General features: G+C 61.3%; 17 protein-coding genes. 10 read left to right on the top strand and 7 right to left on the bottom strand.

What is annotated here, in order from left to right; genetic code table 11:
• Nucleotides 1-46: 46 nt before the first annotated feature.
• Nucleotides 47-1,399 (top strand): GntP family permease, encoded by a 1,353-nt coding sequence (locus tag AC07XZ_RS08395; RefSeq protein ID WP_064598879.1) that lies wholly within the window; start codon nt 47-49, stop codon nt 1,397-1,399.
• Between the two features lie 97 nt (nt 1,400-1,496).
• Here the strand turns inward: AC07XZ_RS08395 and alaC are convergent, their stop codons facing one another.
• Nucleotides 1,497-2,708, bottom strand: coding sequence for an alanine transaminase (alaC, locus tag AC07XZ_RS08390; RefSeq protein WP_102687281.1), 1,212 nt, complete (start codon nt 2,706-2,708; stop codon nt 1,497-1,499).
• Nucleotides 2,709-2,848: 140 nt separating this feature from the next.
• Between alaC and AC07XZ_RS08385 the strand changes: the two genes are divergently transcribed.
• From AC07XZ_RS08385 to AC07XZ_RS08375, 3 genes are all read left to right on the top strand, one after another.
• Complete coding sequence (locus AC07XZ_RS08385) at nt 2,849-3,511, top strand: LysE family translocator (protein WP_102687282.1); 663 nt, start codon at nt 2,849-2,851, stop codon at nt 3,509-3,511.
• A 68-nt stretch (nt 3,512-3,579) separates the two neighbouring features.
• Nucleotides 3,580-4,074 carry a GyrI-like domain-containing protein gene (locus AC07XZ_RS08380; protein WP_102687283.1) on the top strand — a complete coding sequence of 165 codons (495 nt, stop codon included), beginning with the start codon at nt 3,580-3,582 and terminating at the stop codon, nt 4,072-4,074.
• A 317-nt stretch (nt 4,075-4,391) separates the two neighbouring features.
• A complete protein-coding gene (locus tag AC07XZ_RS08375) occupies nt 4,392-4,880 on the top strand; it encodes a GNAT family N-acetyltransferase (RefSeq protein ID WP_007951113.1) in 489 nt (162 codons plus the stop codon).
• 162 nt (nt 4,881-5,042) lie between these two features.
• Here the strand turns inward: AC07XZ_RS08375 and AC07XZ_RS08370 are convergent, their stop codons facing one another.
• Nucleotides 5,043-5,648, bottom strand: coding sequence for a pyridoxamine 5'-phosphate oxidase family protein (locus AC07XZ_RS08370; protein ID WP_102687284.1), 606 nt, complete (start codon nt 5,646-5,648; stop codon nt 5,043-5,045).
• Nucleotides 5,649-5,665: 17 nt separating this feature from the next.
• A complete protein-coding gene (locus AC07XZ_RS08365; protein ID WP_085745160.1) occupies nt 5,666-6,151 on the bottom strand; it encodes a GNAT family N-acetyltransferase in 486 nt (161 codons plus the stop codon).
• Between the two features lie 142 nt (nt 6,152-6,293).
• Here AC07XZ_RS08365 and AC07XZ_RS08360 point away from each other — a divergent pair, with 142 nt between their 5' ends.
• From AC07XZ_RS08360 to AC07XZ_RS08350, 3 genes are read left to right on the top strand one after another with little or no spacing between them, the layout of a single operon-like run.
• Nucleotides 6,294-6,719, top strand: a complete 426-nt coding sequence (locus AC07XZ_RS08360; RefSeq protein WP_085606525.1) for a YybH family protein — start codon at nt 6,294-6,296, stop codon at nt 6,717-6,719.
• Between the two features lie 40 nt (nt 6,720-6,759).
• On the top strand, nt 6,760-7,104 hold the full coding sequence (locus AC07XZ_RS08355) for a YciI family protein (protein WP_102687285.1): 345 nt from the start codon (nt 6,760-6,762) through the stop codon (nt 7,102-7,104).
• Nucleotides 7,097-8,341: an RNA polymerase sigma factor gene (locus AC07XZ_RS08350; protein ID WP_102687286.1), complete on the top strand. Its 1,245-nt coding sequence runs from the start codon at nt 7,097-7,099 to the stop codon at nt 8,339-8,341. Before AC07XZ_RS08355 ends, AC07XZ_RS08350 begins: the two co-directional genes overlap by 8 nt.
• Before the next feature lie 195 nt (nt 8,342-8,536).
• Here the strand turns inward: AC07XZ_RS08350 and AC07XZ_RS08345 are convergent, their stop codons facing one another.
• Entirely contained in the window at nt 8,537-9,262 is a 726-nt protein-coding gene (locus tag AC07XZ_RS08345; RefSeq protein ID WP_011335572.1) for an SDR family oxidoreductase, read from the bottom strand.
• 111 nt (nt 9,263-9,373) lie between these two features.
• Between AC07XZ_RS08345 and AC07XZ_RS08340 the strand changes: the two genes are divergently transcribed.
• Nucleotides 9,374-10,210, top strand: a complete 837-nt coding sequence (locus AC07XZ_RS08340; RefSeq protein WP_102687287.1) for a LysR family transcriptional regulator — start codon at nt 9,374-9,376, stop codon at nt 10,208-10,210.
• A 1-nt stretch (nt 10,211) separates the two neighbouring features.
• Here the strand turns inward: AC07XZ_RS08340 and AC07XZ_RS08335 are convergent, their stop codons facing one another.
• Nucleotides 10,212-11,066 carry a LysR family transcriptional regulator gene (locus tag AC07XZ_RS08335; RefSeq protein WP_085745156.1) on the bottom strand — a complete coding sequence of 285 codons (855 nt, stop codon included), beginning with the start codon at nt 11,064-11,066 and terminating at the stop codon, nt 10,212-10,214.
• An 88-nt stretch (nt 11,067-11,154) separates the two neighbouring features.
• On the opposite strand from AC07XZ_RS08335, the gene AC07XZ_RS08330 reads away from it, so the two are divergent.
• Complete coding sequence (locus AC07XZ_RS08330) at nt 11,155-11,592, top strand: multidrug/biocide efflux PACE transporter (RefSeq protein ID WP_085745155.1); 438 nt, start codon at nt 11,155-11,157, stop codon at nt 11,590-11,592.
• A gap of 56 nt (nt 11,593-11,648) precedes the next feature.
• On the opposite strand, the gene AC07XZ_RS08325 is transcribed toward AC07XZ_RS08330, so the two are convergent.
• Nucleotides 11,649-12,404, bottom strand: coding sequence for an SDR family NAD(P)-dependent oxidoreductase (locus AC07XZ_RS08325; RefSeq protein WP_102687288.1), 756 nt, complete (start codon nt 12,402-12,404; stop codon nt 11,649-11,651).
• A gap of 120 nt (nt 12,405-12,524) precedes the next feature.
• On the opposite strand from AC07XZ_RS08325, the gene AC07XZ_RS08320 reads away from it, so the two are divergent.
• Nucleotides 12,525-13,421 (top strand): LysR family transcriptional regulator, encoded by an 897-nt coding sequence (locus AC07XZ_RS08320; RefSeq protein ID WP_102687289.1) that lies wholly within the window; start codon nt 12,525-12,527, stop codon nt 13,419-13,421.
• A gap of 53 nt (nt 13,422-13,474) precedes the next feature.
• On the opposite strand, the gene AC07XZ_RS08315 is transcribed toward AC07XZ_RS08320, so the two are convergent.
• A complete protein-coding gene (locus tag AC07XZ_RS08315; RefSeq protein ID WP_102687290.1) occupies nt 13,475-15,088 on the bottom strand; it encodes an inorganic phosphate transporter in 1,614 nt (537 codons plus the stop codon).
• Nucleotides 15,089-15,092: the final 4 nt, after the last annotated feature.

Here is a 15,092-nt window from a genome sequence, read left to right as displayed (position 1 = left end):
GATTAACCCGCTTTAATAACAACAACAAACCAGGAGACACCCCCTCATGTTTGGCATGTCCCATGACGCCTACCTGCTGCTCGATGCAGTGGTTACGGTGATCGGACTCATCGTCCTGATCACCAAATTCAAGATTCACCCCTTCATTGCCCTGACCATCGCCGCCGCGTTCCTCGGCCTGACCTCCGGCATGCCGATCGGCACCATCATCAAGGCGTTCCAGGACGGCTTCGGTGGCGTGCTCGGTTTCGTCGGCATCATCCTCGCGCTGGGTACGATGCTCGGCAAGATGATGGCCGAATCCGGCGGTGCCGATCAGATCGCCCAGACCCTGATCCGCGCCTTCGGCAAGGACAAGGTCCAGTGGGCGATGATGTTCGCCGCCTTCCTGGTGGGCATTCCGCTGTTCTTCGAAATCGGCTTCGTGTTGCTGATTCCGCTGGTGTTCATCGTGGCTCGCCGCACCGGTGTGTCGATCATCAAGATCGGCATCCCGCTGCTCGCCGGCCTGTCCGCCGTGCACGGTCTGGTGCCGCCGCACCCGGGCCCGCTGCTGGCCATCGGCGTGTTCGGTGCCGACATCGGCAAGACCATTCTGTACGGTCTGATCGTCGCACTGCCGACTGCAATCATCGCCGGCCCGATCTTCGGTACCTTCATCGCCAAACACATTCCAGGTCATCCGAATCAGGAATTGGTCGATCAACTGGCGCGTGAAAACGATTCGGCCAATCTACCGAGCTTCAGCATCACCCTGGTCACCGTGCTGCTGCCGGTGTTCCTGATGCTGCTGAAAACCTTCGCCGACGTGGCGCTGCCGGACGGTCATTTCTTCCGCACCTGGATGGACATGATCGGTCACCCGATCTCGGCGCTGCTGCTGGCATTGCTGTTGTCGCTGTATACCTTCGGCTACAAGCAGGGCATCGGTTCTCAGCAGATGCTCAAATGGCTCGACGCGAGCCTGGCGCCAACTGCCGCAATCATCCTGATCATCGGTGCCGGCGGTGGCTTCAAGCAGATGCTGGTGACCAGCGGTGTGGGCGACGTGATTGGCCACATGGCGGTCAGCGCGCAGATCTCGCCGATCCTGCTGGCGTGGCTGGTGGCAGCGGTGATCCGCATCGCGACCGGTTCGGCCACCGTGGCTACCATCACGGGCGCGGGCATTGTGGTGCCGGTGGTCGGGATGATTCCGGGCGTGAACCGTGAGCTGCTGGTGCTGGCCACCGGTGCGGGCTCCTTGATCCTGTCCCACGTCAACGACGCCGGTTTCTGGCTGGTGAAGCAGTACTTCAACATGACCGTGGCCGAGACCTTCAAGACCTGGACGGCGATGGAAACCATCCTGTCGGTGGTGGGTCTGGGCTTTATTCTGTTGTTGTCGCTGTTCGTTTAACCTCGAACGCAAGACACAAAAAAACCGCAGCGATGCGGTTTTTTTGTGGGTGATGACTTTGATCGTTCCCACGCAGAGCGTGGGAACGATCATGACGTCAGGATTTGGTCACCAGGCCATCCGCCCGGAACATCCCGCGAATCCCGCGTACCGCCTGGCGAATCCGGTCCTGGTTTTCGATCAGCGCGAAGCGCACATGGTCGTCGCCGTACTCACCAAAACCGACACCCGGCGAGACGCAGACCTTGGCCTCGGCCAGCAGCTTCTTGGCGAACTCCAGCGAACCGAGGTGCGCGTAGGCGTCGGGAATCTTCGCCCAGACGTACATCGAGGCTTTCGGGTTTTCGACCATCCAGCCCAGTTCATGCAGGCCTTTGACCAGCACATTGCGGCGCTGGCGATATTGCTCGGCGATGTCGCGCACGCATTGCTGATCACCTTCCAGCGCAGCAATCGCGGCCACCTGCAGCGGGGTGAAGGTGCCGTAATCGTGGTAGCTCTTGATCCGCGCGAGGGCGCTGACCAGTTCCGGGTTGCCGACCATGAAACCGATGCGCCAGCCCGCCATGTTGTAGCTCTTGGACAGGGTGAAGAACTCCACCGCAATGTCCTTGGCGCCCGGCACCTGCATGATCGACGGGGCTTTCCAGCCGTCGTAGACGATGTCGGCGTAAGCCAGGTCGTGCACCACCAGCACGTCGTACTGTTTGGCGAGAGCAATCACCCGCTCGAAGAAATCCAGCTCCACGCACTGCGCGGTCGGGTTCGACGGGAAGCCGAGGATCATCATCTTCGGTTTCGGGATCGAGCCGCGAATCGCCCGTTCCAGCTCGGCGAAGAAATCCACGCCCGGCACCAGCGGCACCGACCGCACCTGGGCGCCGGCAATCACGGCACCGTAGATGTGAATCGGGTAGCTCGGGTTCGGCACCAGTACGGTGTCGCCCTGATCCAGAGTCGCCAGCATCAGGTGCGCCAGGCCTTCCTTGGAACCGATGGTGACGATGGCTTCGCTTTCCGGGTCGATCTCGACCTCGTAGCGTTCCTTGTACCAGTTGGAAATCGCCCGACGCAGACGCGGAATGCCCTTGGACGTGGAGTAACCGTGGGTGTCTTCGCGTTGTGCAACCTGCACCAGTTTTTCAACGATGTGCGGCGGCGTGGCGCCGTCGGGGTTGCCCATGCTCAAGTCGATGATGTCTTCGCCACGACGTCGCGCGGCCATCTTCAGCTCGGCGGTGATGTTGAAAACGTAAGGGGGGAGTCGATCTATGCGCGCAAAGCGGCGCGGCGAACCTTGTTCAGCCATTGTTGCCTCGGATAACGTAAGCGCCCGGAACCGTCCGAGCGACGCTGGTCACTGCGGTGACCTGTGGCGGACGATAAGGTCAGCGATGGCATACTGTCCAGAGCCTTTGTAAACAATTTTTTCTCAAGGAAAACCGGTTGATGGAATTTACCAGCGGCTTCTTGCTGAGCCTTTCACTGTGCCTTGATATCGGCGTGGCCAACATCGCGATGATCACCCTGGCGATGCAGCGCGGCTATTTTCAAGGCTTCGCGCTGGGCCTCGGCACCTGCGTCGGCGACCTGATTTACGCGGTGCTGGCACTGGCCGGAATGACCGTTCTGCTGCAATACGAAACCGTGCGCTGGGTGCTGTGGATCGGCGGTTCAGCGCTGTTGATCTACTTCGCGGCGAAGATGATCTATTCGGCGATCCACCACGAGGCGCAACTGGCGGCGATCGCCGAGGTCGGCCAGAACTCCCATCGCAAGGAATTCTTCCGTGGGATTTTTCTCGCCATGTCGTCGCCGAGCGCCATCCTTTGGTTCGCGGCAGTGGGCGGCACGTTGATCGCCCGTTCCGGCGGCGGCGGTCCTTTGAGCTCGGCGCTGTTCCTCGGCGGCTTCCTGTGCGCCGGGCTGTTGTGGTCGGCAGGCCTGTGCTTCGCCGCGAGCCATGGCGGCAAGTTGCTGGGCGACAAACTCCTGCGCTATTCCTACATGGCATCTGCAGCGATCTTCTGCTATTTCGCGGTCTACGTGATCGTATCCGGTTATAACGAGTTCGTCGGTTCCGGCGCCGCCGAGGCCCTGCATACGCTGTAAATGTGCGAATCGGGTTTGGCTTCTATACTCCCAGCCGAACCCACTTTTTTCGTTCAAGGAGTCGAGTCATGGATGAGCAAAAACGCGTCGAAGTGGCTGAACCTCGCTTCGAACATGGACACTTCCTGCTGATTGCAGGATTTCGCGATCGCTTCACTCAAGAGACCGTTCAGGACATCCCTGCGCTGTGGGAAAAACTGATCCCGCACATCGGAAATATTCCGGGGCAGAAGGGTGAAGTGACCTACGGTGTCTGCAGCAATTTCGACGGCAACGGCGGTTTCGATTACATGGCCGGGGTCGAAATCCGCAAGCTGGATGACTTCCCGCAGGAGAAGTATCCGTGGATCGAAATCCTCCCGCGCCAGTACGCGGTGTTCGAACACAAAGGTTCGCTGGATCAACTGCCGCAGACCATTGATTACATCTACAACACCTGGCTGCCAGCGTCTGACTACAAAGGGCTCAACGCCCCGGAGCTGGAACGCTACAGCGCCGATTTCAACCCGAAGCTCAATACCGGCAAGCTGGAAATCTGCGTCCCGGTGGAAAAGAAAACCTGATCGGCAACTGGCAGCGCGAATCGGCTTCGCGCTGCCGGTCGAGTCTTACTTGCCCTTGATCCGTCGTGCCCGCAACAGGTCGATGCCCAGGGTAATGAAGCCAAAAAAGCTGATGCCCAACACCATCAACAAACCGATCTCAACGCTGCTCATAAACGGTTCCCCCCTCGGGTGATCAGAGACAGGCGTCAGAAATAGACCGTCCCGAATCCGAAGAAAAGCGCTTATACGCAGGCTTTACGCCCCCTGCGCGGATCGATATGAACACCTTATTCCTTTATCCTTGGCGACCTTGTTTCCACTGATTTCGAGCCGCCATGAACACCGTCATCCGCCACGTCACCGCCGCCGACCTGGACCGCTGCTACGCCATCGAAACCCTCGCCTATGAGGGCGACGAAGCCGCGACCCGCGAGAAGATCGCCACGCGCATCGCCACCTGGCCGGACGGTTTCATCGTCGCCGAGGTGGACGGGCAGGTGGCAGGGTTCATCAACTCCGGTGCAGCGTTTGATGTGCAGATGTCCGACGAGGCGTTCAAGGAACTGATCGGCCACGACCCAGCGGGGCCGAATGTGGTGATCATGTCGGTGGTGGTGCATCCGGACTATCAGGGCCTGGGTCTGGCCAAGCGTCTGCTGGGCGAGTTCATCGAACGCATGCGCGAGCAGGGCAAGGCGACGATTCACCTGATGTGCAAGGAACGGCACATCCCGCTGTACGCCGGATTCGGTTTTGCCTACATCAAACCGTCCGAATCCGACCACGGCGGGATGGCGTGGCACGAGATGATCCTGACGCTCTGAAGAAGAACCCCTGACCTGATCGTTCCCACGCTCTGCGTGGGAATGCAGCCTTCGACGCTCTGCGTCATGACGGTGCCAGGCGTTGCATCAGCGGTGCGGCAGGAACGCGGAGCGTCCCGGTATGCGTTCCCACGCAGAGCGTGGGAACGAGGGTGGGCGGTGTCAGTAGAGGGTGTCCCGCACCCGCGTCGGGGCCTCGCGATCATAAGCCTCGGCATCAAACTGCCCATCATTCAGACGCTTGTGAAACGCGCCCGCCGTCGGCAGCGCCGAGCGCGGCAAGTGGGTTTCAGGGTTCCACGCATCCGAACGCACGAACGCTTTCGAGCAATGAAAGAACGCCGCCTCCACCGTCACCAGCAACACCGTACGCGCCGGTTTGCCGTTCACCGCGAAGCTTTCCAGCAACTCGGGATCAGCGCTGATGGTCGCCGTACCGTTGACCCGCAACGTCTCGCCAATCCCCGGAATGATGAACAGCAGCGACACTCGCGGATCGTGCAATACGTTGCGCAAGGTATCGATGCGGTTGTTGCCGGGGCGATCCGGCAGGGCCAGGGTGCGCTCGTCAATGATCCGCACAAACCCCGGCGCATCACCGCGCGGGGAACCGTCGATGCCATCAGCTCCGACTGAGCTGACAATCACCAGCGGCGAGACCCGGACCATCGCCTGATAGTCCTCGTTGAGAAAGCCGATCTGCTTGCGCACCGCCCGTTCGTGGGGCAAGCCGTAGATGGCTTCCAGCGCTTCGATTGAATCGATCATCGTTGCTCCCCCGACAATTAGAAGAACAGCCCCATCCGCCGCTCGTAACCGATGCGGCCCTTGTACGCTTCGCCGCTGTCGACGAAGCCGTACTTGGCGTACAGCGCAATCGCGGCGTCATTGTCGGCGTCCACCGACAGTTCCAGTCCTTTGATTTCAGGCCAGGCCTGGCGCGCAACTTCTGGCAACGCCAGCAGGCAGGCCTTGCCATAGCCCTTGCCTTGTGCGCGGTGATCGACCTGCAATGCATGCAGGGTGGCGCTGTGTTCATCGGCCCATTCCGGCAGAACCGGCGGGCGCTTGAGCAGCAGGAACGCCACTGGCTCATCTTCTGCCAGCAGGGCAAAACCCTTCACGCCAGGACCGGGTTTCGACAGCAGCGTATGCAGGGCGCCGTGGATATCGCCGGAGAACTTGATCTGCTCGGCGTGGATTTCAATCGCTTCGACTTGCTGACGCTGCAAGGCGTTAAGGCTCTCGTACGGTACGAGTTTGGCTGACACGGGAATTTCCTTTTTCCTACAAAGATGAGCCTCGGATTCTAGCGATTTTGTCTTCTCCGGAATTTTTTTGTTTCAACTGTCGATCCGGCAAATCGCCGAACGACTAAGGGTGTCTTCACAACAAAAACCAGGGAGAAACCCCATGAGTACGCAAGCGCAGATTCAAAGCCTGATCGACACCTACCGCGAGGCGGTGATGACCAAGGACGTGGAAAAAGTCATGGCCCTGTACGCCGACGACATCGTCTCCTTCGATGCGATCAAGGCCCTGCAATTCAAGGGCAAACCGGCCTACCGCGCGCACTGGGTGGATTGCATGGAAATGTGCCCCGGCCCGCACATTTTCGAATTCCACGAAATCGCCATCGAGACCGCCGACAACATCGCCTTCGCCCACTGGGTCGCCAACTGCGGCGGGACCAATGAAAAGGGCGAAACCCAGAGTTGCTGGATGCGCGTCACCGCGTGCTACCGGCAGGTGGGCGGGGCGTGGAAGATCGCCCACGAACACTGGTCAGCACCGTTCGACCCGATGAGCGGCGCGACCCTGTTCGATGTGAAACCCTGATCTTCAGCCATAGTTGATCCGTCCGATTCAGGAGAACGCCATGAAGTATTTATGCCTGGTCTACAGCGATGAGCGCCTGCTGCATTCGTCGCCCGACAGCCCGGAAGATGCCGAGTGCTGGGCCTACGCCGAGTCGATCCAGGGCAGCGGCCGGATGGTCGCCGCCGAAGCGCTGGAGTCGGTGCAGACCGCCACCACGGTGCGCATGCGCAACGGCAAGCTGTCGATCACCGACGGCCCGTTCGCCGAGACCAAGGAGCAGTTGGCCGGTTTCTACCTGATCGACGCACGGGACCTCAACGAAGCGATTCAGGTCGCCAGCAACATTCCGGCGGCCCGGGTCGGCAGCGTCGAAGTGCGTCCCGTGCGCCAGTTGAATGTCTGAGGTCAGGGCGCGGGTCGAGCAGGTCTATCGCGAAGACTCGCGGCGGATCCTCGCGACCCTGATCCGCCTGCTCGGCGATTTCGACCTCGCCGAAGAAGCCTTGCACGAGGCGTTCTTCGTCGCGGTCGAACGCTGGCAGCGCGACGGCGTGCCGGACAATCCGCGAACCTGGCTGGTGTCCACCGGGCGCTTCAAGGCGATCGACGTGTTGCGTCGGCGGGCGCGGTTCAAGGCCTCGCAGCCGTTATTGCTGGCGCAACTGGAAGAACTGGAACAGTCCGAATGGGACGCCGAAGACGTGGAAGACGATCGCCTGCGCCTGATCTTCACCTGCTGCCACCCGGCGCTGGCGGCGGACGCGCAAGTGCCGCTTACCCTGCGTGAAGTCTGCGACCTCACCACTGAAGAAATCGCCCGCGCATTTCTCTCGGCCCCGGCGGCGATTGCCCAGCGCATTGTGCGGGCCAAGGCGAAGATTCGTGACGCGAAAATCCCTTATCAAGTGCCGAGCCTGAGCGAATTGCCCGAGCGTCTCGACAGTGTGTTGCGGGTGATTTATCTGGTGTTCAACGAGGGTTATTCGGCGTCCGGCGGCGCCCAGGTGACCCGCGAGGATTTGACTCGTGAGGCGATCCGCCTTGGGCGGTTGTTGCTGGAGTTATTGCCGGACCCGGAAGTTATGGGCCTGCTGGCGTTGATGTTGTTGCATGAGTCGCGGAGGTCGGCGCGCTCTTCGCCGGATGGGGAATTGATTCTGCTGGATGATCAGGATCGCCGATTGTGGAATGCCGAGCTGATTGCCGAAGGCTGCGATCTGGTGGAAAAAGCGCTGACCACGGGGCGCTTCGGGCCGTACTGCCTGCAAGCGGCGATTGCGGCGGTGCACGCCGAGGCGCCCACGGCAGGGGAGACGGATTGGGAACAGATCGTCGGGCTGTATGACGTGTTGCTGCGGGCGGTGCCGTCGCCGGTGATCGAGTTGAACCGGGCGGTGGCGGTGGCCAAACGTGATGGGGCGCTGGCAGGGTTGACCCTGGTTGAAGGGATTCTGGACCGTGGAGAATTGCAGGATTACCACTTGGCGCATTCGGCGCGGGCGGAGTTTTGTCGGCAGCTTTGGCGGGTTGAGGAGGCTAGGGCGGCTTACCGGCGAGCCTTGGAATTGACTCGGCAAGAGCCGGAGCGGCGGTTTATCGAGGGGCGGCTTTCGGCTTTGGATCGCTTGCCCTCACCCTAGCCCTCTCCCGGAGGGAGAGGGGACCGATCCGGGGATATTGGAGATATGCGCCGACGTGAGAGATTTGCTGTGAATCCATAATCGACTCAATATTTCAAGTCGATGTATGACGTAAGACACCTCGGTCAGTCCCCTCTCCCTCCGGGAGAGGGTTAGGGTGAGGGCGCTTTTGATTTTGCCTTTCGCCTTTAGCTTTTAGGCCTGCTGCCGAGTCGCAGCCATCACAATCTCGCGAATACAAACCCCCTGCGGCTGCCCATACGCATAGGCAATCGCTGTCGCCACATCCTCGGCGCTCAACACCGTGCCGCCCATGTCCTGCTTCCACGCCTGATACCCGGTTTTGATCGCCTCATCCGTGGTGTGGCTCAGCAACTCGGTCTCGACCGCACCCGGCGCAATAGTGGTCACCCGCACGTTATGCGGCGACAACTCTTCACGCAGGTTTTCCGACAATCCATGCACCGCAAACTTGGTGCCGACATAGGCCACATGGTTCGGGAACGTCTTGCGTCCGGCCACCGAGCTGACGTTGATGATCGTGCCGTGCTTGCGCTCGATCATCCCGGCGACCACCGCGTGCACGCCGTTGAGCAGGCCCTTCACGTTGACGTCGAGCATCTGGTCCCACTGCGCCGGATCCTGTTTGCTCATCTCGCCCAGCAGCATCACCCCGGCGTTGTTGATCAGCGCATCGGCAGGGCCGAACTGCGCTTCCGCCTCGGCCACAGCGGCCAGCAACGCGGCGCGGTCGGTGATGTCGACGCGGCGGCTGAGGGTGTTCGGCAGGGCCAGTGCTTCGAGGCGTTCGATGCGCCGGGCCAGCAACAGCAGCGGATGGCCGGCAGCGCTCAAGCGGCGGGCGGTGGCTTCGCCGATGCCCGAGCTGGCGCCGGTGATGATGATCAATGGCTTGCTCATGGTTGAACTCCTGAGATAAGAAAAACAAATAACCAGATTCGTGACGCAGTATATTTAGTCCGCTGGAGGCTGAAAAATGCCTTATTCCTCTGTCTGCTATCGGAATCTCCTATGGATATCCGCCATCTCAAAGCCTTCCTCGCGGTGTTCGAGGAACGCAACATCACCGCCGCCGCGCAACGGCTGTTCATCAGTCAGCCCACGTTGTCGGTGACCATCAAACAGCTGGAAGAAGAACTCGGCGCGACGCTGTTCGTGCGTCAGCCCCGTGGTGTGGAAGTCAGCGACGAAGCGCGTCTTCTATACCCGCAGGCACGGCGGATGGTGGCCGAGTCCGAGGCACTGAGCCGGATGTTTCGCGGCCGCGAAAACCGTGCGCCGCTGACCCTCGGCATCGAAGGCGACATCGCCGCCAGTCACATCGAAGCCTTCGTGCGGATGGCCCATCAGGCGTTGCCCAATCTGTTGCTGACCCTGGAAGAGGGCTGTCACGGCGATGGTCGATTGGCGGTCGAGGAAATGTGCTGCGAGGACGAACTGTTCCTGCCGCTGTGGGAAGAGTCCTATGTGATGGCGCTGCCTCTCGATCATCCGATGGCAAACGCGCAGGCCGGCTGGGCGCCGATCGAGGACTGGATCACCTGCCCACAGCATCCTTCACATCAGCGGTTGATGGCGCTGTACGGACGCTCGCCGGAAGCGGTGGCGGGGCATGCCGGTTCACTGCAACAGGCGTTGCACATGGTGGCGGCGGGTGTCGGCGTGGCGATGTTGCCGCAGTCGCTTGTCAGCAGGCATGAACGCATCGTCGTGCGCGCGCTGCACCTGCCGGCGCCGACCCGGCGGGTGGGATTGTGCTATGCAGCGCAAGCGCTGGAGTTGCCGACGATGCGCGGGTTGCACGCGTATTTTCAGGTGAGCCGCCCGCTAGCCATCGAGGCGGCCTGAGCTATTCCAGCATCTTGCTCAGCAACCAGCTCCCCGCCGGCCCCGGCGGGTACAGCCGCGACCACAGCGCATCGACGAACACCGGTTTCGGCCAGCCGCGCACCTTCAGTTCCACCAGCAAATCATTGCCGAAACGCTCCACCAGCCAGCGTGGCAGCGGGGCCCAGCCAAAACCTTTCTCGGCCATTTCCAGCAGCATCAGGTAACTCGGTGCCGACCACACCCGGCCTTTGCCGCGACTGTCATAGGGATTGACGATGGTGGCCAGGCGCAGTTCGCGATGCTGCTCAAGGACCGTTTGATCGATGGATTCCTGAGTCGCCAACGGATGCCCACGACCCACAAACAAGGCGATTTCAGTGCGCTCGGCGACGGTCGCGCTCGCCAGATCCGGCGGGTAGTTGTCCTGCATCTCGGCGAACGCCAGGTGCGCCCGACCGCGCTGCACCAGTTCGACCAGGTCATCGCACTCGGCGATCAGGCATTCCAGTTCCAGATCCGGATAACGCTGCTCGAAACCCACCAATGCGGCTTCGAAACGGTCGGACTGATAAGTGTCGGAAATCGCCACCGTGAGTTTCGGCTCAACACCTTGGGCCAATTGCCGGGCGGTCATTTCCAGTCGGCTGGTGGCGGACAGAATCGCCTCGGCCCGTTGTAGCATCACGTGGCCGGCCGGGGTCAGCGTCGGCTTGCGGCTGCTGCGGTCGAACAGCACCAGATCCAGATCGATCTCAAGACTGGCCACCGCCGCACTCACCGTCGACTGACTGCGCCCGAGTTTGCGCGCCGCCGCCGAAAACGAACCTTGAGTCGCCGCCTGGACAAACGCCAGCAACACTTCCTGAGATGCCATGAACTATCGCCTTGATCGATGGTTATTGGTTATGAAGTATCGGTTCGGTGCTGGATCATGGCAACCATCTTCACAGAGGACTTCGGCCATGACTGCCAACAAATCCATCACTGAGCGTATCTTCCAGGCCATCGGTTTCGAACTGCTGGCGATCCTGATCTGTACCCCGTTGCTGGCGTGGATCATGGGCAAACCGCTGGTCGAAATGGGCGCCGTCACCATCGCAATCGCGTTGCTGGCCCTGGGCTGGAACGTGGTGTTCAACGGCTTCTTCGACCGGATGCTCAAGCGCTGGAACATCGCTCACAATGCCTGGGTGCGAGTGGCGCACGCGCTGCTGTTCGAGGGCGGGTTGATCGTGATGGGCGTGCCGCTGATTGCCTGGTGGCTGTCGGTCAGTCTGTGGCAGGCGTTCCTGCTCGACATCGGCGTGCTGCTGTTCTTCCTGCCGTACACCTACATCTACCACTGGGGTTATGACGTGGTGCGCGAGCGGCTGGTGATGCGCAGCGTCTGCCAGAACTGAAAAAAAATCGCAGCCTGTGAGGGCTGCGATTTTTTTGTCCTGGGTTTTTGCAGGGTTTAGAGAAACATCCCGCCCGACGCTTCAATCCGCTGACCGTTGATCCACTGCGCCCCCGGCGACAGCAACAGCGCCAGCGCACCGCCAATGTCATCCGGCTGCCCGGCACGGCCCAGCGCGGTGTTGCTGGCGACCATCGCATTCAACGCCGAATTGTCGCGCACCGCGCCGCCGCCGAAGTCGGTTTCGATGGCGCCCGGTGCCAGGATATTCACGGCGATCTGCCGCGCCCCCAGCTCCTTGGCCTGATAACGGGTCAGCACTTCCATCGCGCCTTTCATCGCCGCGTAAGCCGCGTAACCCGGCAGGGTGAAGCGGGCCAGACCGCTGGAGATGTTGATGATCCGCCCGCCATCGTTGATCAGCGGCAGCAGTTGCTGAGTGAGGAAGAACGGCCCTTTCAACTGCACGTTCATCAGTAGGTCGAACTGCTCCGGCGTGGTGTCGGCGAAGGAGGCATGCACGCCAATCCCGGCGTTGTTGATCAGGAAATCGAAGCGCGGACGTTCAAGTTGTTGCAGCGCCTGCTCGACCCGCACGGCGAAATCGGCAAAGCCTTCGCTGCGCCCGACATCCAGTTGCAGCATCACGGCTTGGGCGCCGAGGGTTTCCAGTTCCTGCACCAGCGCCTGGGCTTCATCGGCGCGGCTGTTGTAGGTGCCGATGATGTCCACGCCTTGCGCGGCGAGGTGCAGGGCGGCGTTCTTGCCGAGGCCACGGCTGGCACCGGTGATCAATGCGATTTTGCGGTTCATGGGTCTTCCTCGATGGCAGTGACGGTTGATGGGGCACAGTTTATTTATCCGCTGTGAGGTGATAAACAGACTGAAACCGGAATCACTGGTCGGATTTTACGAACAATCAATGGGTGGCCCATGAACAAACTGGAACTGCTGCGCACCTTCGTCCGGGTCAGCGAATTGTCGAGTTTCACGATGGCGGGGGAGAGTCTCGGGCTGCCGCGTTCAACGGTGTCCGAGCAGGTACAGGCGCTTGAAACCCTGCTCGGCACGCGGCTGCTGCAACGCACGACGCGCAAGGTCCAGGCGACTCAGGACGGCCTTGCGCTGTACGAGCGAAGCAAGGATCTGCTGTCGCACATGGACGAAATCGAGAACCTGTTCCGCCAGGACGAAGCGTCGCTGACCGGGCGGATCCGGGTCGATATGCCGAACATTCTGTCGCGACGGCTGATCATGCCGAAGCTGCCGGAATTCATGGCGCGTCATCCGAATCTGGAGCTGGAAATCAGCAGCACCGATCGCCGGGTCGACCTGCTCGCCGAAGGTTTCGATTGCGTGGTGCGCATCGGCGCTCAACCCGATCAGTCGGTGGTGGCGCGGCATCTGGGGGACTTCAGCATGATCAACTGCGCCAGCCCCGCGTATCTTGAACGCTACGGGGTGCCGCAGAGTCTGGAAGATCTTGCGCAGCATCGGTTGGTGCATTACGTCGGTGTGCTGGGTTCGCGTTCGGATGGGTTTGTCTACGAGCAGGATGGGCAGGTTCACAGGGTGCCAATGGCGGGCAGTGTGACGGTCAACAGCACCGATGCCTACGAGTCGGCATGCCTTGGCGGGTTTGGTCTGATCCAGGTACCGCGAACCGGGATGAACACCTATCTGGATACCGGCGAGATTGTCACCGTGCTGCCGCAATACACCGCGCCGGCGATGGGCATTTCACTGCTGTACGCGAGGCAGCGGCATCTGCCGTTGCGGGTGCGGGTGTTCATGGATTGGCTGGGGGATTTGATTCGCTCGACGCTCTGATTCCTGCCGCAAATCCCTGTGGGAGCAACGGCTCTCACAGGGATTCGGGTCGATCAGAAAATCTGAGTAAAAAGCCAATACAGACTGCCCGACAGCAGAATCGCCGCCGGCAAGGTCAGCACCCACGCCATCAGCAGATTGCGGATGGTCTTCATCTGCAAGCCGCCACCGTTGGCGACCATGGTCCCGGCCACGCCCGAGGACAACACATGAGTGGTCGACACCGGCAGACCGAACATGTCGGCGGCGCCGATGGTCAGCATCGCTACCGTTTCAGCCGAAGCGCCCTGGGCGTAGGTCAGGTGGGTCTTGCCGATCTTCTCGCCGACCGTGACCACGATCCGCTTCCAGCCGACCATGGTGCCCAGCCCCAAGGCAATCGCCACGGCGATTTTCACCCACAGCGGAATGAACCGCGTGGCGTTGTCGATCTGTTGCTTGAACAGTTGCAGCTTGCCGCTGGTGTCGGCGTCGAAGGTACCGACCTTGTTCTTGTCCATCAGGCGAATGGTTTCGCTGGCCAGGTACATGTCGTTGCGCACGTTGCCCATGGCCTCGGCCGGGACTTTCGCCAGCGAGCCGTAGCCTTTGACTTCTTCACCGATGTGTCCGGTCAGGGAGGCGAGGGCGGGGATCAGTTGCGGCGTGGCTTCCTTGCTGCGCACGTAGTCGGAGAGCACAGCGCGCGGATCGGCCGGTGCCGGCAGTGGCGCACTTTTCACCAGCGCTTGCTGGGTCACTTGGGCGACAGCGGCGAATTGCAGCGACTGTTCTTCCGGCATGGTGCGGTTCAGCGCATAAGCCATCGGCAGGGTGCCGACCAGAATCAACATGATCAGGCCCATGCCTTTCTGGCCGTCGTTGGAACCGTGAGCGAAGGACACGCCGGTGCAGGTCAGGATCAGCAGACCGCGAATCCACCACGGTGGCGGGGTGTTGCCTTCCGGCGCCTTGTACAGCGAACGGTTCTTCACGAACGCGCGCAGCGCCAGCAGCAACAGCGCCGCACAACCGAAGCCCACCAGCGGCGACAGCAGCAGCGCGTAACCGATCTTGGTTGCCTGAGCCCAGTCCACACCGCTGGTGCCGTCGCGGCCGTGCATCAAGGCATTCGCCACGCCGACGCCGATGATCGAACCGATCAGCGTGTGCGACGACGAGGCCGGCAGGCCCAGCCACCAGGTGCCGAGGTTCCACAGGATCGCCGCGATCAGCAGGGCGAAAATCATCGCGAAACCGGCGGACGAACCGACTTGCAGAATCAGCTCCACCGGCAGCAACGCAATGATGCCGAACGCCACCGCGCCGCTCGACAGCAGCACCCCGAGGAAGTTAAAGAAACCCGACCACACCACGGCCACATTAGGCGGCAGCGAGTGGGTGTAGATCACCGTGGCCACGGCGTTGGCGGTGTCGTGGAAACCGTTGACGAACTCGAAGCCCAGCGCAATCAACAACGCCACGCCGAGCAGCAGGAACGGCGTCCAGGTGGTGACCACCGTGCCGAGTTCGTGCATGTCGTGCATCAGGCTGTAGGCGGTGAACAGCATCCCCATCGCCAGTACCGCGAAAAACACTACGTAGGTGAACGGGCCGGTTTTCTTGTCGAGGGCCGGCCTGCCACTGGCAGCGGGGGCCGGGCTGGCGGTCAGGGAGGGAGTAGCCATGGGA

It is taken from the genome of Pseudomonas sp. GW458-11-26-14-LB4 (assembly GCF_059423925.1).
Note: the sequence above shows the minus strand (reverse complement) of the source record. Positions and strands in the feature narration are given on the sequence as shown.

Coding starts and splice junctions, on each gene's coding strand:
- AC07XZ_RS08370 (WP_102687284.1), bottom strand. CDS start 5,648: ATGATCGATTCAATCGAAGCGCTGGAAGCCATCTACGGCTTGCCCCAC.
- AC07XZ_RS08355 (WP_102687285.1), top strand. CDS start 6,760: ATGAAGTATTTATGCCTGGTCTACAGCGATGAGCGCCTGCTGCATTCG.
- AC07XZ_RS08375 (WP_007951113.1), top strand. CDS start 4,392: ATGAACACCGTCATCCGCCACGTCACCGCCGCCGACCTGGACCGCTGC.
- AC07XZ_RS08340 (WP_102687287.1), top strand. CDS start 9,374: ATGGATATCCGCCATCTCAAAGCCTTCCTCGCGGTGTTCGAGGAACGC.
- AC07XZ_RS08335 (WP_085745156.1), bottom strand. CDS start 11,066: ATGGCATCTCAGGAAGTGTTGCTGGCGTTTGTCCAGGCGGCGACTCAA.
- AC07XZ_RS08325 (WP_102687288.1), bottom strand. CDS start 12,404: ATGAACCGCAAAATCGCATTGATCACCGGTGCCAGCCGTGGCCTCGGC.
- alaC (WP_102687281.1), bottom strand. CDS start 2,708: ATGGCTGAACAAGGTTCGCCGCGCCGCTTTGCGCGCATAGATCGACTC.
- AC07XZ_RS08360 (WP_085606525.1), top strand. CDS start 6,294: ATGAGTACGCAAGCGCAGATTCAAAGCCTGATCGACACCTACCGCGAG.
- AC07XZ_RS08315 (WP_102687290.1), bottom strand. CDS start 15,088: ATGGCTACTCCCTCCCTGACCGCCAGCCCGGCCCCCGCTGCCAGTGGC.
- AC07XZ_RS08380 (WP_102687283.1), top strand. CDS start 3,580: ATGGATGAGCAAAAACGCGTCGAAGTGGCTGAACCTCGCTTCGAACAT.
- AC07XZ_RS08330 (WP_085745155.1), top strand. CDS start 11,155: ATGACTGCCAACAAATCCATCACTGAGCGTATCTTCCAGGCCATCGGT.
- AC07XZ_RS08345 (WP_011335572.1), bottom strand. CDS start 9,262: ATGAGCAAGCCATTGATCATCATCACCGGCGCCAGCTCGGGCATCGGC.
- AC07XZ_RS08350 (WP_102687286.1), top strand. CDS start 7,097: ATGTCTGAGGTCAGGGCGCGGGTCGAGCAGGTCTATCGCGAAGACTCG.
- AC07XZ_RS08395 (WP_064598879.1), top strand. CDS start 47: ATGTTTGGCATGTCCCATGACGCCTACCTGCTGCTCGATGCAGTGGTT.
- AC07XZ_RS08385 (WP_102687282.1), top strand. CDS start 2,849: ATGGAATTTACCAGCGGCTTCTTGCTGAGCCTTTCACTGTGCCTTGAT.
- AC07XZ_RS08320 (WP_102687289.1), top strand. CDS start 12,525: ATGAACAAACTGGAACTGCTGCGCACCTTCGTCCGGGTCAGCGAATTG.